The 26,020-nt window shown below is 66.5% G+C and carries 14 protein-coding genes, 5 pseudogenes and 1 riboswitch; of the genes and pseudogenes, 11 read left to right on the top strand and 8 right to left on the bottom strand.

Annotated elements, in window-relative coordinates; all coding sequences use genetic code 11:
- Positions 1 to 80: 80 nt before the first annotated feature.
- Positions 81 to 4,023, bottom strand: a pseudogene (hrpA, locus tag SHTP_RS12160) (ATP-dependent RNA helicase HrpA).
- A gap of 172 nt (positions 4,024 to 4,195) precedes the next feature.
- Here hrpA and SHTP_RS12165 point away from each other — a divergent pair.
- Positions 4,196 to 4,666, top strand: coding sequence for a DIP1984 family protein (locus tag SHTP_RS12165; RefSeq protein ID WP_096370723.1), 471 nt, complete (start codon positions 4,196 to 4,198; stop codon positions 4,664 to 4,666).
- 271 nt (positions 4,667 to 4,937) lie between these two features.
- Here SHTP_RS12165 and SHTP_RS12170 read toward each other — a convergent pair whose 3' ends face one another.
- Positions 4,938 to 5,927 carry a 1-aminocyclopropane-1-carboxylate deaminase/D-cysteine desulfhydrase gene (locus SHTP_RS12170; RefSeq protein ID WP_012394641.1) on the bottom strand — a complete coding sequence of 330 codons (990 nt, stop codon included), beginning with the start codon at positions 5,925 to 5,927 and terminating at the stop codon, positions 4,938 to 4,940.
- 385 nt (positions 5,928 to 6,312) lie between these two features.
- Positions 6,313 to 6,525: riboswitch (cobalamin riboswitch) on the top strand.
- Positions 6,526 to 6,747: 222 nt separating this feature from the next.
- On the opposite strand from SHTP_RS12170, the pseudogene SHTP_RS12175 reads away from it, so the two are divergent.
- Positions 6,748 to 8,456 (top strand): annotated as a pseudogene (locus tag SHTP_RS12175) (PPE domain-containing protein).
- 31 nt (positions 8,457 to 8,487) lie between these two features.
- On the opposite strand, the gene SHTP_RS12180 reads toward SHTP_RS12175, so the two are convergent.
- The 4 genes from SHTP_RS12180 to SHTP_RS12200 all read right to left on the bottom strand — a co-directional run bounded on the left by SHTP_RS12180 (position 8,488) and on the right by SHTP_RS12200 (position 13,742).
- A complete protein-coding gene (locus tag SHTP_RS12180) occupies positions 8,488 to 9,060 on the bottom strand; it encodes a cyclic nucleotide-binding domain-containing protein (protein WP_096370724.1) in 573 nt (190 codons plus the stop codon).
- Positions 9,061 to 9,928: 868 nt separating this feature from the next.
- A complete protein-coding gene (locus SHTP_RS12190; RefSeq protein WP_096370725.1) occupies positions 9,929 to 11,893 on the bottom strand; it encodes a serine/threonine-protein kinase in 1,965 nt (654 codons plus the stop codon).
- A 140-nt stretch (positions 11,894 to 12,033) separates the two neighbouring features.
- On the bottom strand, positions 12,034 to 13,197 hold the full coding sequence (locus tag SHTP_RS12195) for a DUF3179 domain-containing protein (protein WP_096372442.1): 1,164 nt from the start codon (positions 13,195 to 13,197) through the stop codon (positions 12,034 to 12,036).
- Complete coding sequence (locus SHTP_RS12200; protein WP_096370726.1) at positions 13,197 to 13,742, bottom strand: MarR family winged helix-turn-helix transcriptional regulator; 546 nt, start codon at positions 13,740 to 13,742, stop codon at positions 13,197 to 13,199. Before SHTP_RS12200 ends, SHTP_RS12195 begins: the two co-directional genes overlap by 1 nt.
- A 123-nt stretch (positions 13,743 to 13,865) precedes the next feature.
- Here SHTP_RS12200 and SHTP_RS12205 point away from each other — a divergent pair, with 123 nt between their 5' ends.
- Positions 13,866 to 14,495: a nitroreductase family protein gene (locus tag SHTP_RS12205; RefSeq protein ID WP_096372443.1), complete on the top strand. Its 630-nt coding sequence runs from the start codon at positions 13,866 to 13,868 to the stop codon at positions 14,493 to 14,495.
- A 109-nt stretch (positions 14,496 to 14,604) separates the two neighbouring features.
- Positions 14,605 to 15,153, top strand: a complete 549-nt coding sequence (locus SHTP_RS12210; RefSeq protein ID WP_011740216.1) for a thioredoxin family protein — start codon at positions 14,605 to 14,607, stop codon at positions 15,151 to 15,153.
- A 39-nt stretch (positions 15,154 to 15,192) separates the two neighbouring features.
- Here SHTP_RS12210 and car read toward each other — a convergent pair.
- Positions 15,193 to 18,720 (bottom strand): annotated as a pseudogene (car, locus tag SHTP_RS12215) (carboxylic acid reductase).
- A gap of 344 nt (positions 18,721 to 19,064) precedes the next feature.
- On the opposite strand from car, the gene SHTP_RS30400 reads away from it, so the two are divergent.
- The 3 genes from SHTP_RS30400 (at position 19,065) to SHTP_RS12230 (ending at position 21,078) form a co-directional block, all read left to right on the top strand.
- Positions 19,065 to 19,949 (top strand): YcaO-like family protein, encoded by an 885-nt coding sequence (locus SHTP_RS30400; protein WP_420866662.1) that lies wholly within the window; start codon positions 19,065 to 19,067, stop codon positions 19,947 to 19,949.
- Positions 19,832 to 20,332 carry a YcaO-like family protein gene (locus SHTP_RS29800; RefSeq protein ID WP_420866691.1) on the top strand — a complete coding sequence of 167 codons (501 nt, stop codon included), beginning with the start codon at positions 19,832 to 19,834 and terminating at the stop codon, positions 20,330 to 20,332. Before SHTP_RS30400 ends, SHTP_RS29800 begins: the two co-directional genes overlap by 118 nt.
- A 104-nt stretch (positions 20,333 to 20,436) precedes the next feature.
- The gene (locus SHTP_RS12230; protein WP_020725426.1) at positions 20,437 to 21,078 is read left to right on the top strand and encodes a cutinase family protein; all 642 of its coding nucleotides are present in this window, start codon (positions 20,437 to 20,439) and stop codon (positions 21,076 to 21,078) included.
- A gap of 43 nt (positions 21,079 to 21,121) precedes the next feature.
- Here SHTP_RS12230 and SHTP_RS12235 read toward each other — a convergent pair.
- Positions 21,122 to 22,784: pseudogene (locus tag SHTP_RS12235) on the bottom strand (PecA family PE domain-processing aspartic protease).
- A 258-nt stretch (positions 22,785 to 23,042) separates the two neighbouring features.
- On the opposite strand from SHTP_RS12235, the gene SHTP_RS12240 reads away from it, so the two are divergent.
- From SHTP_RS12240 to SHTP_RS12250, 4 genes and pseudogenes are all read left to right on the top strand, one after another.
- Positions 23,043 to 23,258, top strand: a complete 216-nt coding sequence (locus SHTP_RS12240; RefSeq protein WP_015355775.1) for a ferredoxin — start codon at positions 23,043 to 23,045, stop codon at positions 23,256 to 23,258.
- Positions 23,255 to 24,022 (top strand): annotated as a pseudogene (locus SHTP_RS30405) (NAD(P)/FAD-dependent oxidoreductase); the annotation flags it as partial. The gene SHTP_RS12240 and the pseudogene SHTP_RS30405, both read left to right, overlap by 4 nt.
- Positions 24,023 to 24,230: 208 nt before the next feature.
- Positions 24,231 to 24,656 (top strand): oxidoreductase C-terminal domain-containing protein, encoded by a 426-nt coding sequence (locus SHTP_RS30410; protein WP_231991417.1) that lies wholly within the window; start codon positions 24,231 to 24,233, stop codon positions 24,654 to 24,656.
- A 42-nt stretch (positions 24,657 to 24,698) separates the two neighbouring features.
- Positions 24,699 to 25,967 carry a cytochrome P450 gene (locus SHTP_RS12250; protein WP_231991419.1) on the top strand — a complete coding sequence of 423 codons (1,269 nt, stop codon included), beginning with the start codon at positions 24,699 to 24,701 and terminating at the stop codon, positions 25,965 to 25,967.
- The last annotated feature ends 53 nt before the right edge of the window (positions 25,968 to 26,020 follow it).

The following is a 26,020-nucleotide window of genomic DNA, read 5'->3' on the forward strand; positions in this document are numbered from 1 at the left end:
CCCGGCTGGTTTCGACGAGCTCGGGTCAGCAACAGCCTATTGTGATGCGGGCCACTTTCGCTTCGGATTCCGGCGCGAACTCAGCGCTCCGTGTCGCTGTGGTGCACGGCGTCGATCGCCCGGTAGATCCGCTGTTCACTGACCGGACGCGGGGTGCCGAGCTGCTGGGCCCACAGGCTCACCCGCAACTCCTCGATTTGGCGGCCGATGTCGCGGACGTCGGCGGCGCTGGCCCGTGCCAGCGGCAGCGCGTGCACAAGTTCGTCGTAGGCCTCCACAACGGCTTGTACCCGCTCCATCCGGTCCCGGTCGGCCGCAACGGCATGCGGCAACCGGTCAAGGCGTCGACGGATCGCGATCAGGTAGCGGGCGAGGTCGCCGAGATGTGCCCGCCCGGTTGCGGCCACGAAGCCCGGTGGAACCAACCGGTCCAGCTGGGCGCGGATATCGGCGATCGCGTCGGTCTGCGCCGACGGTGGCTTCGCGGGCAAGGCGAGCTGCACCTCCTGCGCGGCGGCGAGCACCTTCGCGACGCGCCCCACGATGTCGATGGTCATCGGGATTAGCGCTTTCGCCACGTCGGCGCACAAGGCGACGAACTCGGCCCGCGTCCATACCGGCCCCGGTGTCAGTGCGTCGGTCGCCGCGTCGGCGCAGTCGTCGAGCAGCGCGGTCAGCGAACCATCCGGGTTGGTCCCGAGCAGCAGGCGGGTGCGTGGGTCCAGCTGGCGTTCGACGGCTTTCAGCGGTGCGGCCACACCGAGCCGCACCAGCCGCCGGGTGCCGGGTGCCATCGCATGGTCACGTTCGGCTGATGTCGCGAACACCCGCAAGTCCACGTGCGAGCCTTGATCGACGAGCCCCGGGAACCCTCGCACGGCCCGCCCGCCGACGCTGCGCTCGACGACGCACGCCAGTTCGTCCACGTCATCGGGCCAGGCGCGCAACCCTTTTCGTTCCAGATCGCCGGCAACCGCGTCGGCGACCGCCCGCTGGGCGGGGGCCGCCAGCTCGGCTTGCAGCGCCTTGAGGTCCTTGCCGCGGGCGACCTCGGTGCCATCGGCGGATTCCACGGCGAAATTCACCCGCAGGTGCGGTGGCAGCTTGGTCAGGTCGAAGGCATCGATGGGTACCAAGACGCCGCTGCGACGCCGTAGTTCGCGCTGCAACGCCTGCATTAGCGGCTCTTTGGCCGGGTCGATCCCGGCCAACACCGCCCGGGCGGCATCGGGGGCCGGAACGAAGTTGCGGCGCAAGTCTTTCGGGAGTGAGCGGATGAGTTTGGTGACCAGTTCTTCGCGAAACGCCGGCACCTGCCAGGCGAACTGGTCGTCCCCCAAGCGGGCAAGCACGTCGACCGGCACGTGCACCGTGACGCCGTCATCGGCGGCGCCGGGCTCGAACCGGTAGGTCAGGGGCAGTGCCGCGTCGTCGGTCTGCCAGGCGTCCGGCCGATCGGTGTCGGCAGGATCATCGCTGCGCAGCAGCTCATTTCGGGTAAAGGTGAGCAGATCCGGCGTCTGGTGGCGCTGCTTTTTCCACCACGTGTCGAAGTGCCGTGCGGAGACGACCTCGGCGGGGATGCGGGCGTCGTAGAGCTCATAGACGTCATCGTCATCGACCAGCAGGCCGCGTCGGCGGGCCCGCTCCTCCAGTTCTTCGAGTTGCGTGCGCAACCGCGCGTTGTCGGCAAAGAAGTGATGACGGGTCTGCCAGTCGCCCTCCACGAGCGCATGGCGGATGAACAGCTGCCGTGCCACCGTGGGCTCGACCCGCGAGTACCCCACGCGTCGGCGCGCGGCCAGCGGCAAACCGTACAGCGTCACCCGTTCGTAGGCCATCACCTCGCCGCGCTTGGCGTCCCAGTGCGGTTCGCTGTAGCTGCGTTGGGCCAACTCCCCCGCAACTCGCTCGACCACTTCCGGCTGGATGCGGGCGGCGATGCGCCCGTAGAGGCGACTGGTCTCGACCAGCTCGGCCACCACGACCCAGCGTGGCGGTCGCTTGGTGAGCACCGATCCGGGCGCCAGAACGAACCTCGAGTTGCGCGCACCCAGATACTCCCGGCCGTCTTCACGGCGCATCCCAACATGCGAGAGCAGCCCGGCCAGCAGCGCCGCGTGCACCCGGGCGGGCTCGGCCGGATCATCCGATTGCGGTCCTGACTCGGCTAGGCCGAGGTCGCGACAGATGCTGCGCAGCTGTCCGACCAAGTCCTGCCACTCCCGGATGCGCAGGTAGTGCAGGAACTCGTTGCGGCACATCCGCCGGAAAGCGCTGCGTGACAGAGCCCTTCGCTGCTCGCCGAGGTACCTCCAGAGGTTGAGGTAGGACATGAAGTCCGAGTCCTCGTCGGCGAATCGGGCATGCTTTTGGCGGGCTGCCTCTTCGCGGTCGGTTGGTCTTTCCCGCGGATCAGGGATCGTCAGCGCCGCGGCTAGGACCAGGACCTCACGCAGACACCCCTCCACCCCGGCCTGCAGAATCATCCGGCCCAGCCTGGGGTCAACCGGCAGCCTCGCCAAGCGACGGCCGAGATCGGTGATCGCGCCGGTTGGGTCGAAGGCGCCGAGTTCCTGCAACAGCTGTACGCCGTCGCGAACGCTGCGCCGATCCGGCGGGTCGAGAAATCCGAAGGTCTCGATCTCGCCCAGCTGCAGCGTCGCCATCTGCAGGATCACCGCGGCCAGGTTGGTCCGCAGTATCTCCGGGTCGGTGTATTGCGGTCGGGCGGCGAAGTCGTCCTCGGAGTAGAGGCGGATGCAGATGCCGGGGGCAACCCGACCACATCGGCCGGCCCGCTGCGCGGCGGACGCCTGGGAGATCGGTTCGATCGGTAGCCGCTGCACCTTGAGGCGGCGGCTGTAGCGCGAGATGCGGGCATTGCCCGGGTCGACGACGTAGCGGATGCCCGGCACGGTCAGCGATGTCTCGGCCACGTTGGTTGCCAGCACGACGCGGCGCCCGGTGTGCGGCGCGAACACCTTCTGCTGCCCGGCGGTCGGCAGCCGGGCATACAGCGGAAGCACCTCGGTGTGTTCGAGGCCGCTGAGTGCCTCGGCCGTATCGCGGATCTCACGCTCCCCGGACAGGAAAACCAGGACGTCTCCGGGGGCTTCGTTTTGCAGTTCGTGGACCGCGTCGACGATCGCCTCCACCTCGTCGCGGGTCTCGGTGCGGACGATTTCGTGGTCCGGGTCGTCCGGGTCGCTGGAGTCTTCCGGGGACCCCGTCGAAACGGGAACCTCCAACGGCCGGTACCGAATCGCGACCGGGTAGGTCCGTCCGGACACCTCGATGATCGGCGCCCCACCGAAGTGGGCGGCGAAGCGTTGCGGCTCGATCGTCGCCGACGTCACGATCAGCTTCAGGTCCGGGCGGCGCGGCAGCAGCTCGCGCAGGTATCCGAGCAAGAAATCGATGTTGAGGCTGCGCTCGTGGGCCTCATCCAGAATCAGCGTGTCGTAGCACAGCAAGCGTCGATCGCGCTGGATCTCGGCGAGCAGAATCCCGTCGGTCATCAACTTGACCAGGGTGCGCTCGCTGACCTGGTCGGTGAACCGGACGGCGTATCCGACCGCGTCGCCCAGCGGGGTTTGCAGCTCGTCGGCGATGCGTTGCGCGACCGTGCGGGCGGCTAGCCGCCGAGGTTGGGTGTGTCCGATCGTCCCGCGGACCCCGCGGCCGATGTCCAGGCAGATTTTCGGTAGCTGGGTGGTCTTGCCCGACCCGGTCTCCCCCGCGACGACGACCACCTGGTTCGCCCGTATCGCCTCGGCGATCTCCTGGCGACGCTCGCTGACCGGCAGGTCGGGGTAGGTGATCGTCGGAACGGCGGCTTGTCGCGTCGCAATCAGCGCCTCGGCCGCAGAAATCTGGACAGCGATCTGCTCGGTCAGCTGCTGCAGCCTCTCCGGCTTGGCGCCGCGAAGCCCCCTTCAAGCGCCTGCCCAGACGCACGGCGTCACGGGTGCTCAGACCGTCGAGACGGCTGCGCAGCTGCGCAACGGACAGATCGGCCACTCCGGTCAGGATAGGCGGTGCCGCGTTGCCCCTCGATAGCGCGGTCCGCGGATCTGACCGGGCACCGGAAATACGTTGCCAGCTACCTGATTTGGAGCCATCATGCTAAGGGCTTGCAGCCGGGCCTTGGCGAGAGCCGGCGCTTGGGGTGACGAACTGAGGAGCAGGGATTGTGAAGCTGGCAGAGGCGTTATCGCTGCGCGCGAACGCGGCGCGGCGGGTCGAGCAGCTGCGCACGCGCATCGTGGGCAACGCCCGCTATCAAGAAGGCGAGGAACCGGCCGAGGATGCCGCGGCTCTGCTCGCCGAAGTCGGCGAGACGCTGGATGAGTACGAGACGCTGATCCGGCGCATCAACCGCACCAACGCCGCCACGGCGATCGGCGCGGACGGCACGCTGACCGACGCGCTGGCCCGCCGAGACGCCCTGCGTCTGCGTCACTACGTGCTCACCGCCGCCGCGGACGCGGCCGCCGGTAGCAACCAGCCCGCCTACTCGCGCCAACTGCGGTCCGAGCTCAAGATGCTGCCGGCCCTGCCCGTTGCCGAACTGCGCGCCCAGGCCGACGAGCTCGCCCGCGAACTTCGTGAGCTCGATGTTCGGATCCAACAGTCCAACTGGGAGGTCGAGGGGCTGGATTAGCGGGCCGAGGTGGAGCAGGTAGTTGTCGCGGAGGCGTGCACAAGCCCAAGATCGGCGGGCAAAGTCCGGTCTCTGCTGGCGCGCGGAGGGCAGCGCAGAGGGTTCGATTCCCTCCTTGACATCGCAGCCCAGCATTGCGCGCCGGTGATAGGGCACAGCACACAGCACATCACCACGTGCAGATCCGTGATGGCGAGGGCGGGTAAGGGGCACCCACCTTGGCGTAGCAGTGCGGGCGGCACCGGGGTGCAACACGGCACCCCGGTGCGCGCTACCGCGGCCCGTTGGTGTGCAGGTAGAGCGTCGGTCCCACTGGCAGCCGGCCGCTGGTGGTCAGGTCGAGCAGGGCGGCCATCGCTTTGGCCGTGTAGACGGGTTCGAGATCGAGATGCTCGGATTCGCGCGCGAGTTTCAGTGCCAGAGTCCCCTGGCTGGTCGGGTGGCCGTAACCGGGCCCCAGCCAGTCGCGCAGCAGGGTCAGCCGTTCGGCAGGCAGGTCGATGGACGGTAGCTTGGCGCCGCGATCTTGCAGCAGACGTGCGGCCCGTCGAGCCAGCGATGTGATCGATCGATGGTCGAGTCGGAGCTTGTCGTTGACAACGACGCCGATCACCTGAATATCGGTCAGGCCGGCGAGCGTGAGGCCCAGGTGCAGGCCGGCCACCGTACCCCCAGACCCGACCGCGGTGACGATCGACGATGGCGTCGGCAGCGCACCGTCTCTAAGCTGCGCGGCGAGTTCGAATGCTGCCTCGACATAGCCGATGACTCCCAGGGGTGAGGACCCGCCGGCCGGTAGCAGGTAGGGACGTCGGTGGCGCAGGTATAGGTACGGGGCGGCGGCCACCGTTCGGGCCTTGGAGCGCGTCAGATAGATGTCGGCACCGGATGCCCGAAGGCGGTCGAGCTGGGCTTCGACATGCTCGTCTACCGGCTGGTCGATGAGTGCCAGAGCGGTGTGAATGCCCAGCTCGGCGGCGTAGAGCGTGGCCGCGAGTCCCCAGTTGGTGCCCAGCCCACCGAAGGTTAGGATCGTGCTTCGCCGTTGGCGTCTTACTTCGGGCAGCAGCCATTCCAGTTTGCGGACTTTGTTGCCGCCCCAGCCCCCGTTGCCGTAGGCGCCGTCGTCTTTGATCCAGATCGACGGGCAAGCGCTGATCAGATGGGACAGGGGGCGCACGGGTGTGGGACCGTCGCCGAGGGTGACGCGCTCGAGGGTGGTGCGCAGCTCGGGGAATCGCTGATGCAGGTAGGCGTTCACGCGGCTACCAGGCCTAGGGAGCCTCGCATCCGTGACCTCGCGAACAGCCACCTCTGGGCCGGTCGAGTATCAGCATCATTGGACGTCCACACTTCGGCCATTATCACCGATGCCAGCGCGGCGGCGGCGAATATGAAGCCCGGTCACGGCAGTTGTGACCCAACCTCAGCAAACTCGTCGCCAACATGGCTGTTCCAGCCGCTCCCCCTCGAACGGATTTGATGCTGCCGCCGAGGGGGGCACCCCACCTACATTTGGATCTCAATCCGCAACAGCGTCGCCTATCCGCCTGGCTTCCCGCTGTGATTTAGGTGTGAGCGTTGGGCCCAAAGCGTGCGCGTCGAGTAATCTAAGCGGCGCAGCTGGTTTGCTGGCGGCATTCTGAGTGTTGTCGGCATCAAGCGGCGGAGGCTTTCGCAGCTTCGTCGTGAGAGGGAACCCGGTGGGAATCCGGGACTGTCCCGCAGCGGTATGCAGGAACGAACACCGTCATCGGCACTGGCCCCACAGCCTGGGACTGGGAAGCGACGGTTAGTAGGAGCACCATCGTCGGTGCGGGCCTGCGAGTCCGAAGACCTGCCAGTTGCGCCGGGCACGTTGTGTTCGGCGCGCGTCGCCTCGTGGATTGGGCGAATGGTCGTAGGTATGCAGACACGGTGCCGGGCAGACGGCGCCATTCATCGGCTCTAGCGGCTAACACGGTTTACCAGGCGCGGGCATCCCGTCGTACCGGAGGACTATTGATGGCCCCACGTGCCCACACCGTCAGGATGTCGGCCGCGCCTCACATCGGTGAGCATCGGTTCGCTGGCGGTGATCGATGACCGCGCCGATCTGGATGGCGGCGCCGCCAGAGGTGCATTCGGCCCTGTTGAGCAGCGGCCCGGGCCCCGGTTCGTTGCTGGTGGCCGCGGGCGAGTGGACTTCGCTGAGCATCACCTACGCCGAGGCGGCGGAGGAACTTGCCGCTCTGCTAGCCGCCGTACAGGCCGGAGCGTGGGACGGTCCGACCGCCGAAATCTACGTGGCGGCCCACGTGCCATATCTGATGTGGCTGATACAGGCCAGCGCCAACAGCGCTGCAATGGCCGGTCAGCAGCAAACCGCTGCCGCCGCCTACACCGCCGCCCTGGCGGCGATGCCGACATTGGCGGAGCTGGGAGCCAACCACACGATCCATACGGGGCTGGTAGTCACAAATTTTTTCGGCATCAACACCATCCCAATCGCGGTCAACGAAGCCGATTACGTGCGGATGTGGATTCAGGCCGACGCGGTCATGGGCGGCTACCAGGACGTCTCGGCCACGGCGGTGGCTGCCGCGCCGCAGCCCGCCCCGGCCCGCCGATCATGAACGCCGCCGCGCCGGCGGCTGCCGCCGCACAGGCAGCGGAGCTACCTCCCGACCGGCAAAGCCAGTTTCTGCAATGGCTCAAGGACATCGGGTATGTCGACCTCTACAACAAGCTGATCAAGCCGTTCGTCGATTGGCTGGCGAACATCCTCTTCCTGCAGGCGCTGTTCTCCGGATTTGACCCGTATCTGCTCACCCTCGGCAATCCGCTCACCTACCTCATCCCGCTCAACATCGCCTTCGCCCTCGGCTACCCGATGGACTTTGCTACGTATGTCACCCTCCTGTCACAAACGTTCGCATTCATCGGTGCCGACCTTGCCGCCGCGTTCGCGTCGGGCAATCCCATGACCATTGGCCTCACCATCTTGTTCACCAGCGTGGAAGCCATTGGCACGATCATCACCGATACGATCGCGCTGCTGAAGACCCTGCTGGAGCAGACCGCTGTGCTTCTCGCGGCCCTGGCACCGATGTTGGCCGCTCCGCTGGTGCCGTTGGCGGCCGGCGCGGTGCTGGTGCCGCTTGGTGCCAAGGGGTTGGCGGCGCTGGTCGCCGTGCCGCCACCGGCGCTACCGGTCGCCGCGCCCGCCGCTCCGCCGGTCGCGCTAACCCCCAACGTCCCGCCCACTCCCCCGGCGCCAGCACCCGTGGACGCGAGCACCCTTACCCTCACGCAGGCCCCGCCGCCACCGCCGTCGACCGCACCACCGCCGGTAAGCGGTGCTGGTCTGGGAGTGGGGATGGAGAATTTCGGCTACATGGTGGGTGGCCTGGGCGCGGATGCCAAGAGCGCCGCACGTGCCAGCGCCCGCAAGAAGGCCCCGCGGCCCGATGGTGCCGAGGTGCCGGTCGTCGCGCCGGCCCCATCGGAGCCGGCTCGCTCGCAGCGCCGCCGGCGCACGAAGGTCGGCCAGCTCGGCCGCGGCTTTGAGTACATGGATTTGGAATCGGAGACGGCTCCCGACTCGATGACGGGCAGCGAGCGGATCACCACCGCGTCCGGCTTGGCAGGTAGTGCGGGGACTTTCGGGTTCTCCGGTGTCGCCGGCAAATCCGGCGACCGCACCGCAGCCGGGTTGATCAAGTTGGCCGGTGACGGGTACGACGACGGCCCGCGAACACCTGCGATGCCGAGCACCTGGGATGGCGACCCGGCGCCCTCGCCGGACTAGCCCGCAGACCTGGCTCGATGACCGCCTACGCCTACTGGTTCCGGTCGATCCACTGGGTGAGCGCATCCTCGAGCGCGGCCCCGACGCTCACCCCGGCAGCGGCGGCTGCCTGCTCGAAACGTTCGACCACTTCCGTCGGCGCCGAGGCATTCAGCGGTGAGCGTTCGGGTTTTGGCTTCGGCGGCTGGGCTACCGGCACATGCCGAGCGGTGGTGGCCTCCATGGTCTCGCGCAGTGCGGGAAACTCATCAAGCAGGCGGGCGAGATCGTCGCGGCCGATTCGCAATACCTCGGCCGGGCCGGTTGTCGTTACTGTCGCAGACCGCAGTTTCCCACGGCGAAGCGCAGATTCACCGATCACTTCGCCGGGCCTTAGTACGGCGATGCGGTCCCGGCCGACGTAAACGCCGGCCTCCCCTCTGAGCAGGATGTAGCAGGCATCTGATGGAGTCTGTTCGCGGATCAAAGGCCACGGCACGGACTGCGAAATGCGCTGTGCCGCCTCCACGACACGCTCCAGCTCAGCATCGGAGAAGGCGTCGAAAGCGGAGAATTCGCGTAGCCGACGGGCATCTTCGGCGTTGCTCTCGATGTCGACATCCATGCTGCGCCCCTGACCTGCGATGTGTCCTTGACATCGTGGAGCCTACGCGGGTTTTGCCCCGAGACGAGGACGAATTTTTGCAGGTGGCATGCCGACGATCCCGGCCCGCTCCGGTGCGCGACGGATCCGTTCGTTGTTGGACCGCCTACACCGCGGTTGGGGACTGCGACTGCCCGCCAAGCCCGTGACCGTTGACAGCGGGACCAGCGGGGGGCGGTCCGTCGGGTCCGCCCGGTCCGCCGGGGCCGCCGGGGCCGAATCCGGCAATACCGGGTCCGCCGGGTCCACCGGGTCCGCCCGGTCCGCCGGGGCCGCCCGGTCCGGCTGGATCAGGGGGCCCGCCCGGTCCGCCGGGACCGAATCCGCCAATACCGGGACCGCCGGGTCCGCCCGGTCCGGCTGGATCAGGGGGGCCACCCGGTCCACCCGGTCCGCCGGGGCCACCGGGCCCAAGCTCGCCCATGCCGGGTCCGCCGGGTCCGCCGGGTCCGCCCGGACCGCCTGGCCAACCTGGGCCGGGGTCGCGCGGGTTGGGTCCTTGGGGACCGAACTCCGCAAGATCGGACAGTTCAATTTTCGGGCTGTCTTGGGCGATGGCTGCCCCGGCTTGGGTAGCGGTGGCCATACCCGAACCGACTACCCCGAAGCCGGCGATTGCTAGGGCAGTCGTTGCGGTGAAGTGCGCGAATCCTGTCATATGTGTGTTGATACACAGGCGATCTGAAACCAACCTGAAGACTGCAACTGTCGTCGGTGCTGCGCCCGGCGGACGAGGCCGAGTAGCGCCGGTCAGCTCTCAACCGTCCTGCCGGCGGGCGCTCATCGGCGAGATAGCCATGGCGGGTCCGCCATGGGCGAGAGTGCTGGATTAGCGTGCGCGCAGCGTGATGTCGGAGATCGCGGTACGGCTCTCCCCCTTGGTTGTGCCCAGCTTGCTGATCCACACCAGCACATTGGCCGTTTTCGTCGTGCTGTCCACCCGGATGCGGTTGTGCCCCGGATGAAGTGCCACGTTGGGCGTCAGCGCAGTGGTGTCGGACAGGCTGGCCGGAGTCGCGCTGCCGGCCGCACGGATCTGCACTTCGGTCCCGGTGCTGGGCACGTCGATGGTCACCTCGCTCAGCGCGGTCGGCTTGGCAAGCCGCAGTATCAGACCCACCCCCTGCTTGAAGGCGGGGAACGGGGTCGCATCGACATAGGTGTCGGTTGGCCAGGCCGAGTTCGGGTCGCCGTCGATGGCGAGGCCGGCCTGCCCGGGATGATCGGGTGTACCACCCGGAGAGAACACGGTGGCCTGCTGCGCTTTCACCACCGGACCCGGTTCGCTGGTCGACCACAACCCGAACCCGTGGGTTAAGACAGCGGCCACCGCAATCGCCGCGAGCGCCAGCAGCGCCGCGACGATTGCGAAGGCCCGGCCTTTGCGTGACTTCGAACCGGGGGGTCTGGCCGGTGCGCTGGCCTCGCCCTCTTTCAGGCCCCCCTCGACCTTCAATGCCGACGATCGCCGTCGGCCCCGATTTGCGGCGGTGTAGTTGACGACCGCATCGGCGAACAGCGTGCTGCCATCCCAGATTCCGCTGACCCCGACCGCGTCGCCGTTGGCGAGTTGCCCGGTGATTGACGTGCCGCGCAATTCGACCGGAATGACGGTGTGTGGTTCGCCGGTCGACTCGTAGCGCTGCACGCAGAACAACCAGACTTCTTCATCCTGCTCGGGTCCGGCCGGTCGCTTCTGGACCGAGACGGCGGTGCCGTCCACCGTCATGCGCTCCAGCCGCTTGGTGTGACGCGCCTTGCCGGCACCGGGCTGGTCGGCAGCACCGAGTGAAGCGGTGGACACGCCTGCCTCTGACGGGTGTGGCTGAGCTTGCGCCGACGGGGCCGTGCCGGACGGACGTGCGGGTTCTAACGCTTCGGCCGACATCTCCGCGTTGACGTCGAACGGCTCGGTGGATGTGACGCCGCGGCGGGCCTGGTGCGCGGCGATGCTGCCGGGCCCCGCGGCAAGAGCCTTGGCGAAATCGATGCACCGGGGATACCGATCATCGGGATCCTTGGCCAGCGCCTTGGCGAACGCGGCATCAAGGTGCGCGAGTTTGGGGTGGCGCTTGGAGATCCGGGGCGGAGGCATGTTGAGGTGTTGGCCGACCACCACGGCGCGATTCGAGTGATCGAAGGGTGGCACACCGGCCAGCAGGTGGAAGGCCGTCGCCGCCAGCGCGTATTGGTCGGCGCGACCGTCAAGCGGCTTACCGGTGAGCTGTTCGGGTGCTGCGTAGGCCACGGTGCCGATGGCCATTTGGGCCTCGGTCAGACGGTGCTTGTCATCGATTTCGCGGGCGATACCGAAATCGGTCAGCAGTACCCGGCGCAGGGCGCTCTCGGATGGCTCTGTGACCAGGATATTCGCCGGTTTGACGTCTCGGTGCAACAGGCGACGCTCATGCGCAAAGTCCAGCGCTTCGGCCACCGCGGTCACGATCTCGATGACGTCTTCCAGCGGCATTCCGGACCGGTAGCGCTGTTCCACCAGGTGGCGGGCGTCGGTACCGTCCACATAGTCCATCGAGATCCACAGCCGGCCGTCGAACTCGCCGCGGTCATGCACGCCGACGATGTGCGGATGCCACAGTGTGGCCGCGAGCTCGGCTTCACGGGTGAATCTGGCGCGGAACTCGTCGTCGTCGGTGGCGTCGAGGGACAGGATCTTGAGGGCGTCCAGACGGGGCAGACGGGGATGCTGGGCGAGGTAGACCTCACCCATGCCGCCGGTGCCGAGCAGCCGCTGAATGACGTATCCGGCGAAAATGTCACCTTCGTTCAGCGGCATATTCGAAAGCCTAGCCGGGTGGCTGCCGCGGCCCGTGGCCTGTCATTGGCCCGCGGGCAGGTCCGGTGCGACATCGACGGACGGCCCAATCTCGACCGCCGGGGTGGGGTTCTCCGTGCGGCGGGCCCCGCGCGGAGCGCTCAGACGTCGATCACCCGGGTATCGGGGTGAAAGTACTTCCAGGAAAACCAGTACTCGTCAGAGACCGCGATGGGCGTGAGGTTCGCATTGAGCCGACCGCGAACACGGTGTCCGGTGAGGTCCCAGGTTGTTGCGCTGGTCTTGTCGTGCAGCAGCAGGTCCGCACCGAGGCTCAGAGCGACGTCGTGTCCATCGACGCGGGCCCGGAAACCGTTGACGGCACCGTGCACCGCGACTAGGTAGCAGCCCGTCTCCGGGTCCTTCACCACGCCATGCTCGAGCAGCTTGTCCTTGACATAGACCGGGCTCGGGCGGCCTGCGGACTCCAGAACGCCGACGACCCGGGTGCGGGCTGGCATCGACTGATCGCGTTCCTCGCGCCGCAATCCCGGTGTGGCCTGGCTGGCGAGGATCCGCCGCCACACTCCGTGGATGGGCAGCGCGAACGGCCGCAGATCCTTCTCGGTGGCGTCGACAACCTGTGGGAGCGGCTCGAGCTGTTTCACATCGGCCCAGGAAAGGATCTGAAACGAAATCATGTTCAGCGTGTGCGGATGCAGCGGGCCGACGATCGAGCTGAAGGTGCCCTGTTGGAAGAACGTCTTGGTGCGCCGGTCCGCGACGATCATGTTGGCGTTCTTGAAGGAGCCGACGAACAGCGGTCCGATGTCGGTGACGTCGAACGGAATGATGCTGCGACACATGGTGCAGTACGTCAGCGAAACGGTGGCCTCGCCGAAGCGGTCGTTGACGATGTGGTGGTGGATCACATAGTCGAGCGGGTACGCCTTGCTGACTCCCTGGTACTCGATCAGGGCCAGTTGCATGTCGTCGTGCAGGGGCAGCCGCAGCGCATCCGGTGCCATCGGTGGGAAGTCCACCGCGGGGAACACCACCTCCTGGTGCAGGCGGTAGGTGAACACCGTTGCCAGTGCCAATAGCAGCAGAGGCCACAGCGCGGCGAGTGGAAACGTCCCCTGCCGAAGGGCCGCCCACCCGACGACGAGAACGCCCACGGCGAACAAAGTCCACACCGCAGGCTTACGTACCCGGTAGTGGTAGTAGACCCAGGGGGCGGGAAAAGCCGGGATGAGCGTCAGATAGAACGCGCCGGTGCTGACGACGAGTGCGACCAGGGCCAGAACGTAGAGCAGCGCGAGCATCATGCATCCCTTTCGTTGAGCAGGATTTCACCGAATCGGTCCAGCAGGCCCATCGCGGCGCGCAGAGTGTCCCGATCGGCCGGCGTGAACTCCCCCATCGCCGCGGCTAACCGCCCAAAATGGTCGGGCGCGATTTCTGCGACGAGCCGGCGCCCCCGCTCGGTCAGTTCCACCAGCTGATTGCGCCGGCTTGTCGGATCGGCGCTCCTGCGCACCAGTCCGGCGCTTTCCAATCCGTTCACGATCCCGGTCACGGTGGGTCGTCGTACGGCGATGCGTTCGGCGATCGCCGAGGGTGTATGGCGGCCCTCTGGCGCCGCGCCCAATGTGATGAGCACCGCGAACCGGCCGGACGACAGGCCGTACCGCTGCAGGTGGCTTTCGACGGTCCGCACCAGCCGAACCGAACCGGCAAACAACGCGGTGCCCAGTTCCGCGTCGTCGACGGCGAGTCCGGGTGCGGACGCGGCGACCCATTTCAGCGTCTCTTGCCTGGTGGTCTCGATCGGCTGCGGCAGCTGAGGAACCTTGCGCGTCCCGGACATAGTTAGGAGCCTAATCATTATTGGGCGTGGCGTCGAGACCGCACCCAATCGCTCCGGCATGCTCGGCTACCGGGGTTTGGTTGTGCTGGAATCGGGGTTATGACGCAGGCAGAGCCTTTGACCATGCCGCTGGAAGACGCGATGCGCACACAACGGTCGATTCGACGGCTCAAGAGCGACCCGGTAGACGACTCGCTGGTACTGCATCTACTGGAGCTGGCCATGAAGGCGCCGACCGGTTCCAACGCGCAGAATTGGGAGTTCATCGTCGTCAAGGACCGCGAGGTGGTCGCCAAACTGGGCCGCCTCAATCGCCGCGCCATGCAACTGTTCGGCCCGATCTACCGGCGTTCCATCGCGCGCCGAGGCGACGAGAAGATGCTGCGGCTGCAGAAGGCCGTGCAATGGCAGGCGGACCACTTCGAAGAAATCCCGGTTGTCGTGGTGGCCTGCCTCAGGGGCGTCATCGCGCCCTGGCCGCGGATATCGACCAGCAGCGCCTACGGTTCCATCTATCCCGCCGTGCACAACCTCTTACTGGCCGCGCGTGCGGCGGGACTGGGCGCGGGGCTGATCACCGTGCCGCTGTGGAGCACGGTGCTGGCGCGGCGTGCGTTGGGCCTTCCGTGGAACGTGACGCCATGCGCGGTGGTGCCGCTTGGATGGCCGATCGGTAAGTACGGGCCCACCACGCGCCGGCCTGTCGCAGAGATCGTTTCGCTGGACAGATACGGCAATCGAGCGTTCCGGTAGGAACCGGTCGCCGGACCCGAATTGCGACCATCCGCCGGGCATCGGATCCGTGAACCCGCGGCGCGGCAACCCTGTGGCGCGCTACGCCCTTGGCCCTACGCTGGCGGACATGGCTATCGAATCCACCATGCTTGCCCTGGGCACCCCCGCACCGCACTTCTCACTGCCCAACCCGGCCACCGGAGCCACGGTCAGTCTCGAGGAGCTGACCGGTCCTGCGCTTGTCGTCACCTTCATCTGCAACCACTGCCCCTATGTCCAGCACGTCGCCGCCGGGCTCGCGCAGCTCGGTCGTGATCTGGCGGATCAGGGTGTGCCGATGGTCGGCATCTCCAGCAACGACGCGGTCACCTACCCCCAGGACGGGCCGGACCAGATGGCCGCCGAGGCTCGCCGGCACGGGTGGACGTTTCCCTACCTCTACGACGAAAGCCAGGACGTCGCCCGCGCCTTCTCCGCGGCATGCACACCCGACACCTTCGTGTTCGATGGCGAGCGCCGACTCGTCTACCGTGGCCAACTCGATGACTCACGCCCACGCAACGACCTGCCGGTGACGGCCGCCGACATCCGGGCCGCCGTCGATGCCATCTTGGCGGGGCGTGCGGTGCAGCCCGATCAGCGGCCGTCGATCGGCTGCGGCATCAAGTGGCGCTGAGCACGGCGCCATTTGCCGGTTCGCCCCGGCGCTCGCCGCTCAAGCCAGGCCGAGAAGCTGCAGTTCGCTGGCGTACTTGGCGATGATCGCCGGGCCGACATGGGGAATGTCGTTGTCGCGGCCGATTTTCGCCTGCCGTACCGCACCGCGAAACCGTGGTGCGGGCGCGATGCCGCCCCGGATCGGCTCGGCGGGTTCTCGATAGTTCTGCAGCAGCGGAAGCAGTGAATGACGACGCTTGCGATCCGGCAGCGCGTGCAGCGCCGTCTCGAATCGACTCAGCCACTCGCCATAGTCGGGAATGCGCCGGATGGGGCAACCGGCATCGACTAGCCAGTCGACGTACTCGTCCAACCCAACGCCGTCGTGGTGCGGATTCGCCACATGGTGGACCTGGAACCCGTCGTGGCGTCGCGCCCCCAGGGTGGCCACCGCCTCGGCGATGAATTCGACGGGCAATCCGTCGAAGTGGGCGGCCTGGCGTTTGCCGTCGGGGCCCAGCCGGTAGAACGAGGCGGGCGCGATCCCGGTGGCCGCCACACTGAGCATCAGCCGGGTAAAGGTATCGGCGAGGTTGAGCTGGCCGGCGTAGCTGGTGTCCGCCAGGATCATGTCGCAACGAAAGACCGTGACCGGCAGTCCGCACAGATCGTGAGCCTCACGTAACAACACCTCGCTGGCTCACTTGCTGGTGGTGTAGCCGTTGGCATAGCTGTCATCGATGGTTCGGGTGCGGCTGATCTCCCGGATGTCGGCGTCTTCGGTGAATGCGGACGGTTCGATCTGGTTGGCCACGCTGACGGTCGAGACGTAGGCATAGGGCTTGCGTTTGGTGGTGAGTGCGAGGCGGAGCAACTCGGCGGTGCCCGCCACGTTGGGGGCGAACAGCTGCCGGTACGACAGCACGTGGTTGACCAGCGTGGCGGGGTCGACGATCAGGTCGACCGTGTCGGCCAGTCGCTGCCAGGTTGGGCCGTCCAGACCGAGACCTGGTTCGCTCTTATCGCCGGCGATGACCTCCAGGCGGTCGACAGCGAGCTGCCGAAAGTGCTCGGGCAGCCGCGGATCGCCGCTATCGAAGGCCGTATCCAGCCGAACCCGGGCTTGTTCGTCGGACGCGGCTCGCACCAGACAGATCAGCTTGCCGCCGACGGCCCGCAACCGGCGCAGCCATTCCAGCACCAGGTAGCGTCCCAGGAATCCGGTTGCGCCGGTGAGTAGCACCGTCCGTGCCCGGGCATCGGCAGCGGGCAGGCTCGTGGCAGCTGCGAGCGTCTTGGTGTCCAGGAACTTGGCCAGTTTCAGGTCGCCGGCGTGTACCGAGGTCGCCCGCGGCGCGTGCACCGACGCGAAGCTGGGCCCCGACCATTCGGCACCGCGCCGGCTCTCGACGTGGCTGGCCAGCGCCCGCAAATCGGTTGCCGGGCCGAGGATCACACCGACCGGAACATCGAAACCGTAGATGTCGTATAGCAGGTTGGAGAACGTCACCGCCGATACCGAATCCCCGCCCAGATCTTTGAAGTGGGCCTCGGGCCGCGGCTCGGTGGTCGCCGTGCCCAACAGCGCCCCGGCGGCACGCCTGATGGTCTCGAGCGCCGGCAGCCGCCCACCGGTTTGACGCAATCGGTGCAGCCGGCGGGTCTGGCTGTCGGCCAGCTCGGTGTACAGCAGCTCCAGACGTGCGCCATAGCGCTGCGTGAGGTGCGGCCGGGCCAGCTTGTGGATTGCGGTGAGCAGGCCGTTCTGCGGTGTGAAGGGGGTTGTCTCGACAATGAAGTCGCGTGGGATCTCGTAGGGTGCCAGACCGGCCGACATGGCAACGCGGTGCAGCGATGTATGGGGCTCGGCCTTGAGTTCGGCGCGACCGTGGCGCGACTGTGCGTCCTCGGTGGGCACGACTACCGCCAGTGGGTAGGCGCGAGCACCGTTGGCATAGACGAAGATCTGCCGGACCAACGGGCTATTGGCAAATATTGCTTCTAGTCGCGAGACCGCGACGAACTCCCCCTGCGACAGCTTCAGCACGTTGTTGCGCCGGTCGAGGTAGGCGAGCCGATCGGGGCCGACTTGGGCCATGATGTCGCCGGTCCGGTAGAAGCCGTCCGGGTCGAAGACCTGGGCGCCGTCTTCGGGGTCCCGGTAGTAGCCGGAAAACAGTGTCCACGTTTTGACCAGCAGTTCGCCTCGCGGATATGGCCGGTCGGTAAGGAAATAGCCCAGTTCCGCAACGTCGACCAGCTTGTAGTCGATCACCTGGGGACGCTGAACCTCGTTGTTGATGATGACCGTTCCGGCTTCCGTGGAGCCATAGCCCTCCATGACGTCCAGATCGAGCAGGGATTCGACGGATGCTTTCATCTGCTCGGAGATTGGCGCGGAGCCCATCATCGCCAGCGCATACCGTCCGCCGAGCAGCACCTGGCGTAGGTCGGCCGCCACGCGAGCCTTCAGCGCGCCCGGGTCGGCGCCCTCGGCTGTGCCGTCCCCGAGCCGACGGTCGACTTCGCGCCCAAACCTCTCCAACAGCATGTCCCAAATGCGCGGTGGAAAGCCCAATTCGGTGGGCCGGACCAACGCGAGATCATCGAAGAGCGTAGAGAGGTCGCTGCGGGCCGTGAAATACGCGGTGCCGCCGTTGGGCAGCGTCCCGTAGAGCACCTGGCGGCCGTTCGCGTGGCTCATCGGCATGAAGTTGAGGGTGATCGAAGGAGCGGTTCGTTGTTCGGTCGGTTCGACCTCGGCTTTCGAGGTACGCCAGAAGTCCGCCACCCGGTTGCGGGTGTAGACGACGCCCTTGGGCGCCCCGGTGCTTCCGGAGGTATAGATCAAAAGCGCCGGTGCATCAGCGGACTGGGCGCCGCAATCGGCCTCGGCCGGCCGCACCGTTCGACCGCGCGCGATGATGGCGGTGAGCGTTTCGACGGTCACCGGGATGGCGGCCAGGCGCGCGCGAGCGGCTTCGAGGGCTTCGCGGTGTGCGTCGAGTTCGGGGCGGTAGTCGAACACCACCACCCGGTGTGGTGCGCGGTGCGACAGCACCAAAGAGATTGCATCGGGCAGGTTTTCGGTACTCGAGGCGATCAGGCTGGGCTGGGTCTCGGAGACGATATGGCACAGCTGGGCGCGGGCCGAATTCGTCGGCAACGGAACCGATACCGCGCCGAGCAACGTCAGCGCCAAGTCGATGGTGGCGTAGTCGATGCTCGCGAATCCCAGCACACAGACCCGCTGACCGCGATTCGCAAATGCCTCGGCGGCGAATGCGTTGGTCAATGCATTGGTGCGGTTCCACAACTCCCGGTAGGTGATGGTCTCGAACTCCGCCAACAGCTGCGCCGAGCTACGCCCGGTATTCGGATCGGTAACAACGCGCGTCGCCCGCTGCCCAAGTGCCGGACGTTGCGGGTATCCGTCCATCACCGTTTGAATGATCTGTCGTAATCCCAACCCGGACTTGCTGATTGCGATACCGACCGTCGTACTGGGCCGGGCGGCGGCGAATTGCGCATCGGTGGAGTAAAGCTGCTCGATGCGACGAGCGCTCCGCTGTGCACGGGTATCCACACAGGTAATTGACAACAAACTTCACCTCCCGTGGAGGTTGACCCGGATAAGTGGCAGGCCCATACTACTACCCTGGGGGGTATGGTATACACCGAAGGGAGATTGATGATGAGGATGAAAGTTCGGCCAACCCGATCGCCTTGGCTCCGGCCCGTAGATGACGCGGAAGCGAAGCTGACGCCGGCTGAGCAGGCCGTGCTGAAGTTGCTGCGCACCTAAGTTTCAAAGCGCGTACCGCGCCTTTCCGGGCGGAATTTCAGGGGCTCGCACACCTGGGCCCGGAAAGGCGCCTCCCTTCGGAGGTCGGAGATCTCCTGTGAACACGATGCATTGGGGCAAGACAAGTGTTGACCATCGCAGCTAGCGCGGGCAACGTCCGACACCAGCACGGTGAGCGACAGCTACCGCTTACCGAGTCCGAGGCCCACGGGATGGGTTTGCTCGAAGAGCTAGGCCTGACGGCGCAGTTCCGCTACTACGGGGGTGACCCCACCGCGTGGCACTGCGAGTTGTTCGACACCAATAGCCAAGCCCGGCAGGGCATCGGGTTCGGCAAGGGCCAAGTCGCCGAAGCGCGCGTCGGTGCCCTCTACGAGGCGCTCGAGCACTACCTGATCCATCGAGAGAGCCTGACCCCGTTCAATATCGAGTTACTGCCCTGCGGGCAAATCGCGCACTCGGCGCTATCCGGCGAAGCGTACGCGGCCATCCTCGCCGACCAGCCCGACAACCACATCACCTGCCGGCGATATCAAACCATCGACGGCAGCGACACTTTGGTCATACCGCAGTTCCTGTCCAATCCATGGTGGGCGGAGGCGGCCACCGCCGAACGGCGTGCCGAGGTGGGCGACACCGCGGACTACACAGCGGTGGCGCGCTATTCGTCCAACAACGGTTCGGCGATCGGCACGAGCCGCACCGAAGCCACCGTGCACGCGATAAACGAGGCCATCGAGCGCGACGCATTGTCGTTGTTTCTGGCCAAAATGTTTCTTGCCGAGGAACCCGATGCGCCGGTCGCGCTGGCAACCGAAACTCTGCCGAACGAGCTGCTGGAGCTGCTGCGCGGGTTCAAAACCGAATCGGCCGCCAGGTCTGGCTCATCGACATCACCACCGACTTGGGAGTACCCAGCACCTTGGCGTACTCCCCCGGTTCCCGAGGCCGGTATTTGCTGGGCAGCGGAGCCTCGCTGTCGCGGCACTATTCGGTCTATCGGGCCCTAACCGAGCTGGTTCAAGTCCAGCTCGAACAAGAGCGGGCCGGAGCCGGCCAGGCCGCCAAACGTGTGCTGGCGATAAGTCAACTGGCTGACTATCCGGGGTTACAGGCCGCCATGGCGCTCGATCTCAGCAGGTTCGCCACCTCCATGTCCGCGACGGGATTTATCGACACCCTCGTGGCGTCCACCCCAGACGAGCACCTACAGCAGTTGCTGCAGATGTTGCACTCGCGCGGCTTCACTGCCTACTTCCGGCACCTACACACCAGCTCCAACGGGGTCACCGCAGTCCACACCCATATCCCCGGCCTGGAACACTTCCACCTGATCACCGACGCGGCCGTGGTCCCCGGCCAACGGGGCCTGGCCGCCATCGGACTGCGCTGACAACGCATTGACGGCGCTGGCATCAGCACCGGCAGTTAGGGCCCTGACGTGCGGAAGCTCCGACCCCACCGGCACCCCCGCCGCCGATATGTAAGCATTTGGGAATGATCGCACGCAGTTTTGCTCGCATCCTTGGTGCCGCGGTGGTGGCTTTGGGAGTGCTGAGCGCACCCATCTACAGTCCGTCCGCCACTGCCGACCCGTGCTCCGACGTCGCGGTGGTTTTCGCCCGGGGCACCCACCAGGAACCCGGTCTCGGCAACATCGGGCAGGCTTTCGTCGATTCGCTGACCTCGCAGGTCGGCGGGCGCTCAGTGGACGTGTACGCGGTCAACTACCCGGCCAACGACGACTACCACACCAGCGCGTCGCTCGGTTCCGACGATGCCAGCGCGCACATCCAGGGCACCGTCGCCAACTGCCCGAACACCAAGATCGTGCTCGGCGGGTACTCGCAGGGGGCGACGGTAATCGATCTGGCCAGCACCGCGATGCCGTCGACGGTGGCCGATCACGTCGCGGCGGTCGCCCTGTTCGGTGAGCCGTCGAGTGGATTCTCGAGCATGTTGTGGGGCGGTCAACCGCTGCCGACGATCAACCCGCTCTATGGCGCCAAGACGATCAACTTGTGTGCCGCCGATGACCCGATCTGTACCGGCGGCGGCAACATCATGGCGCACGTCTCCTACATTCAGGCCGGGATGACCGACCAAGCGGCCTCATTCGCGGCCGGCAAGCTCAACTGAACTTGCCGCCGCGGCACGGGGCCGCGTTGATCGTCTGAGGCCACTACGGGTTGTTGAAGACCGTCGTCCCGGTACCGGCCGGGCTGTAGTCGATATACACCGGCTGCATCCAGAAGGGCAGGAACCCGGTGTTCATCAGGCCCGACGAAATCACCGTCGGCTGGTAGTCGTTTGTGCTGTAGTGGTAGACCTCGTTGGTCATCGTGGAGTCGGTATAGACGGTGATGTTGGTGTTGGCGGGCAGGGTCGAGCCGCCGATCACCGAGGATGGGATGGTTCCCATCACGCCGCCGGAATCGATGATCGAGGGAACCGCGACCGGCGCGCCGCCATTGACCGACACCCACAGGGTGGATATCGGCGCTCCGCTCACCGAGAAATTGGGTGTCAGCGGGGTTGGGGCCGAACACGAGCTCGCCGCCCTGCATGTCGATGAGCAACCCCTGACCCAGGCCTCCGCCCAGCGCCTGAGTCGGGATGCTGGGGCCCGGGCCCACCGCGTTGGGGCCGACCCCGAGCACGCCGTCGACACCGGCGGACTGGAAGTATGCGTCGAACGGGGTGGTCAACGGATTGCTCCACAAGGCGTTGAGCCAAGTCGTCAAGGCGTACGGCGACGTCGGGATGGAGAACAGGACAACGTCGACACCGGTGGTCGAGGTGACGATTCCATTGCCGAAATCCACCGTGGTGGGGTACGTGGCGAATAGGTAGGTCAGTCCCCCGCTGTAGGCGCTCATGCTGATTCCGCTGGGTAGCCCCATGCGCAGTAGCCCCAGTGGGCCGCCGACATCCTTGACTTGCATCACCAGTCCGGCGGATCCGGTGTCAATCAGAACCGGGGTGCTGTGTCCGCCGTTGACGTTGACGTTGACCACCGGTTCAGTGACGTTGACAACCTCCAGCGGCACGGTACGACCGTCACAGCCCGCACCGCTGACCCTGTAGTCACCCAGCAAGAAGCCACCGGTGCCGCCCGCACCGCCCGTTCCGAGATCCCCGCTGATGCCGAGGCCGCCGGCGCCGCCGTTGCCGCCCCCACCGAACAGGCCCGCCGAGCCGCCGAGTCCACCTGTCCCACCGGTGCCCCCGGCGTTGGCGCCACCCGTCCCGCCGATTCCACCGCTACCGAAGAGCCATCCGCCGTTGCCGCCGGCACCACCGGTCGCGCCGGCACCGCCGGTGCCCCCAGCGCCACCGTTGCCGATCAGCCCGGCCGAACCACCGGCCCCGCCGACTATCCCCGACCCAGTCTGGGAGTAGCCAATGCCGCCGTTGCCGAAGAGCAGCCCGCCGGCTTCCCCGTCGGGGCTGGTGGCGGTCCCATTCGCTCCGTTGCCGATCAGGGGACGCCCGAGCAACGCTTCGGTGGGCGCATTGATTGCCCCGAACACGTCGCGTCCCAGCTTGTCCAGTACCGACACGGACTGGGCCTCGGCGGCCGCGTATGACCCGGCCGATGAGTTCAGGGTCAGGGCAAACTGCTGTTGAAATGCGCTGAGCTGCGTGCTGATCGCCTGGTATTCCTGGCCGAATCCGGCAAACAACGTCGCGACCGCGGTCGATACCTCGTCGGCCGCTGCGGCGCCCAGGCCCGTGGTCGGAACGGCGGCTGCCGCATTGGCCGCGCTCAGCGCCGATTCGATGCTCTGCAATTCTGCAGCCGCTGATGTCAGCCACTCGGGCGCCACCACCAGAAGCGACACGCCGCTCCCCTCCGCATCAACCCTTGATGTTGTTGCGAGTAAGACTATCCAGATACCCGCTTCCCCACCCCGGTTTTACGCACAGGTCACACCGCGATTCGCCTTCCCGCACCGGTCTGGGGCCGCGATCGACTCGCTCCGGCCACCCGCTTGTGCGAGGTAAAGCGGACCGATCGCGATTATTTCTGCGCTTGTTGGCCGCGACGCAGTAGTCTCTGCGCGCGAGGGCACCAGGCGGCGGAGACGAAGGGTCGGGATATGCGATTGGTGGTCGATCTCAACAAGTGCCAGGGCTACGCCCAGTGCGTCCCGCTGGCGCCCGAGGTATTCAAGCTGGTCGGCGAGGAAGCGCTGGCATATGACCCCAACCCCGACGACTCCCAGCGGCAGCGGGTGTTACGTGCGGCGGCGTCGTGTCCGGTGCAGGCGATCATCCTCGAGGTGGACCCGCCGGCAGATCGGGACACCAAATGAACCCGGGGTCGTTGGTCGGCCAACTCGTCGACACCTTCAAAGCCCAGGGACGCGTGGTCATCGTGGGCGCTTCGCTGGCTGGCCTGCGCGCTGCGGAAGCATTGCGGGACAGGGGTTTTGCGGGGCATCTCACTATCATCGGAGACGAGCAATACGAACCCTACGACCGGCCTCCGCTGTCCAAGCAGGTGCTCAAGGGTTGGGTGCCGGCACACCACACGAAGCTGCCCCGGCTGCGTCCGGTTGACGCGCAGTGGCGGTTGGGCGTGGCGGCGGTGGGTCTGGACCGGTCCACCCGCCAGGTGCTGTTGGCCAACGGTGAACGGGTGGAGTACGACCGGTTGCTGATCGCTACCGGAACCCGGGCGCGCCCCTGGTTCAACCCGCAGGAGGCTGCGCTCGAGGGTCTGTTCACGGTGCGCACTTGCGATGACGCCGAGAAGCTGGCCGCGGCCTTGAAACGGCGGCCACGCCGGGTGCTCATCGTCGGCTCGGGTTTTGTCGGGTCGGAGATCGATTCGGTGTGCCGGGATCTCGATCTCCCGGTGACGGTGGCCGAGCGTGGCAAGGCGCCACTGGTCGGTGCGCTTGGCGGCGTGATCGGCGATATCGCGGCAAAGATGCAGTTGGAAGCCGGAGTCGACCTGCGGACCGGCGTGGCCGTAGAAGGCCTCGAGGGCGACGCGGAAGGACACGTCCGGGCGGCCCGCCTTTCCGATGGAACCGTGTTCGACGTGGACGTGGTGGTCGCCTCGCTGGGCTCGATCCGCAACGTCGAATGGCTCGAAGGCGCGCAACTGCAAGCGGGTTCTGGGGGGGGCCTGCGATGCGGGCTGCCGCGCATTCGACATCAACGGAGTGGTGACCGACAACATCTTCGTCGCCGGAGACGTAGCGCGGGCCCCGCATGTGCTCTACGAGTACGAATTCATGTCTCAATAGCATTGGGAAAACGCTGTTTTCGGTGCCGAGGTGGCGGCCAACAACATGATCAGCCTGGAAATGGGTCGGCGCCCGCACCTGCCGCTGCCCTCTTTCTGGTCGGGGCAGTTCGGCGTCAACATCAAGAGTGTCGGCGTGTGCTCATTCGGCGACGAGATCGTATTCACCCAGGGATCGATCGAACAACGTCGCTTCGCGGCCGCATACGGCTACCGCGGCCGCATCGTCGGCGCGGTCACGTTCGATCATGGCAAGTGGCTGCCCTACTACGCGAGCCTGATCGAGCAGTCTGCCCCCTTCGCGCCGCCCCCGCCGGGCTATGACTGCCCCGTCAGTTGCGAGCCGATGCCGGCCCGGTTCCCGGACCCACGCGAACCGACCGCAATGCCCGATGTGGTGCTGACCGGACACGATCCGACCTCGCGGGGTGCCGAATTCCGGCCCCGCCGAGGCTGACTTGCTGCGCAACTGGTGACATGAGGATGTGAGGAGATGGCGATGAATGCCGAAACCGCTTGGGCCGAGGCGATGAAGTTCGAGAACCGCCCCAACCCCTATCCCTATTTCGACGAGTTGCGCAAGACGCCGGTGGCCAAGGTTGCCGAGAAGACCTATGTCGTCACGGGCTACCGCGAACTGCTCGCCCTGGCTCATGACCCGCGGATCAGCTCCGACATCACCCGAAGCCCTTCGGGTTTCGGTGGTGAAGCCCCCCAGCCCGAACCGGGCAGCGAACACGTGCAGGCCTACGGACAAGATGCCAGCATCATCGTCTCCGACCCGCCCGATCATGACCGGGCCCGCCGGCAGGTGATGCGTCATTTCGCCCCGCCCCACTCCCCCGATCAGATTCCAAGCATGGAGCCGTTCGTGGTGCGGCTGGCCAACGACCTCCTGGACCAGGCCAGCGCGCGCGGTAGCACCCGCCTAGACGTCGTCGAGAACTTTGCGTACCCCATACCCGTCGCCGTGATCTGCAAAATCCTCGGCGTGCCGATCGAGGACGAGCCGAAATTCCACGCCTGGATCTTCGATTTCATGGCGGGCACCGACCTCGGCCCCGAGGGGGACACCGAGGAGGGACAGGTGCTGGCCGAGAAAGGCCGGGTCAGCACCGCGGCATTGACGGACTATTTGGGCGACCTGGTGCGCAGCTATGCAAAGACCCCCGGCGAGGGCTTGTTGTCCAAGCTCCTGCACGACGACGGACCCGATGGTCCGATGTCGGTGCCAGAGACAACCGCCAACGCCCTGCTGTTGCTGGTCGCCGGCCATGACTCGACGGTCAACACCATCACCAACTGTGTGATGACGCTGCTGCGAAACCCCGGCTCGGGGGATCTGGTGCGCCAGCGCCCGGAGTTGATTCCGCGCACCATCGAAGAGGTGCAGCGACTGCAGTCGGCGGTGCAGTTCTTCTCCAGCCGCAGCGCCACCGATGAAATCGAGATCGGCGGAACGGTGATTCCCGCGGGTTCGGCGGTGCATCTGATTTACGCCGCGGCCAACCGGGATCCGCGGCGATTCGACAAACCGAATCGGTTCGACCCGCTGCGCGAGGACAACGAGCATTTCGGTTGGGGCAGCGGGATCCACACGTGCATGGGTGGCCCGCTAACTCGGTTGGAGGTCGACCTCGCCTTGGAGATCTTCCTGCGGCGGGTGCAGTCCCCCAAGCTGGTGGTCGACCCGCCTCCGTATCGGCACAATCAGATATTTCGCGGGCCCCGCCACTTGTGGGTGGATTTCGCAGCGATCACCGAATAAATTGCACGACTCAGTGAGCGGTTGCGCGCCTCGAGGGAGCCGGGGCGTGCCAG

The sequence above is a fragment of the Mycobacterium ulcerans subsp. shinshuense genome (assembly GCF_002355775.1).
Taxonomy (GTDB): domain Bacteria; phylum Actinomycetota; class Actinomycetes; order Mycobacteriales; family Mycobacteriaceae; genus Mycobacterium; species Mycobacterium marinum.

Excerpts from the sequence above, each read along its gene's own strand:
- SHTP_RS12195 (WP_096372442.1), bottom strand. The coding sequence starts at position 13,197 with ATGCTCGCGCTGCTCTACGTTCTGGCCCTGGTCGCACTCGTCGTCAGC.
- SHTP_RS12230 (WP_020725426.1), top strand. The coding sequence starts at position 20,437 with ATGATCGCACGCAGTTTTGCTCGCATCCTTGGTGCCGCGGTGGTGGCT.
- SHTP_RS12205 (WP_096372443.1), top strand. The coding sequence starts at position 13,866 with ATGCCGCTGGAAGACGCGATGCGCACACAACGGTCGATTCGACGGCTC.
- SHTP_RS12210 (WP_011740216.1), top strand. The coding sequence starts at position 14,605 with ATGGCTATCGAATCCACCATGCTTGCCCTGGGCACCCCCGCACCGCAC.
- SHTP_RS12240 (WP_015355775.1), top strand. The coding sequence starts at position 23,043 with ATGCGATTGGTGGTCGATCTCAACAAGTGCCAGGGCTACGCCCAGTGC.
- SHTP_RS12250 (WP_231991419.1), top strand. The coding sequence starts at position 24,699 with ATGAATGCCGAAACCGCTTGGGCCGAGGCGATGAAGTTCGAGAACCGC.
- SHTP_RS12180 (WP_096370724.1), bottom strand. The coding sequence starts at position 9,060 with ATGGATGTCGACATCGAGAGCAACGCCGAAGATGCCCGTCGGCTACGC.
- SHTP_RS12190 (WP_096370725.1), bottom strand. The coding sequence starts at position 11,893 with ATGCCGCTGAACGAAGGTGACATTTTCGCCGGATACGTCATTCAGCGG.
- SHTP_RS12200 (WP_096370726.1), bottom strand. The coding sequence starts at position 13,742 with ATGTCCGGGACGCGCAAGGTTCCTCAGCTGCCGCAGCCGATCGAGACC.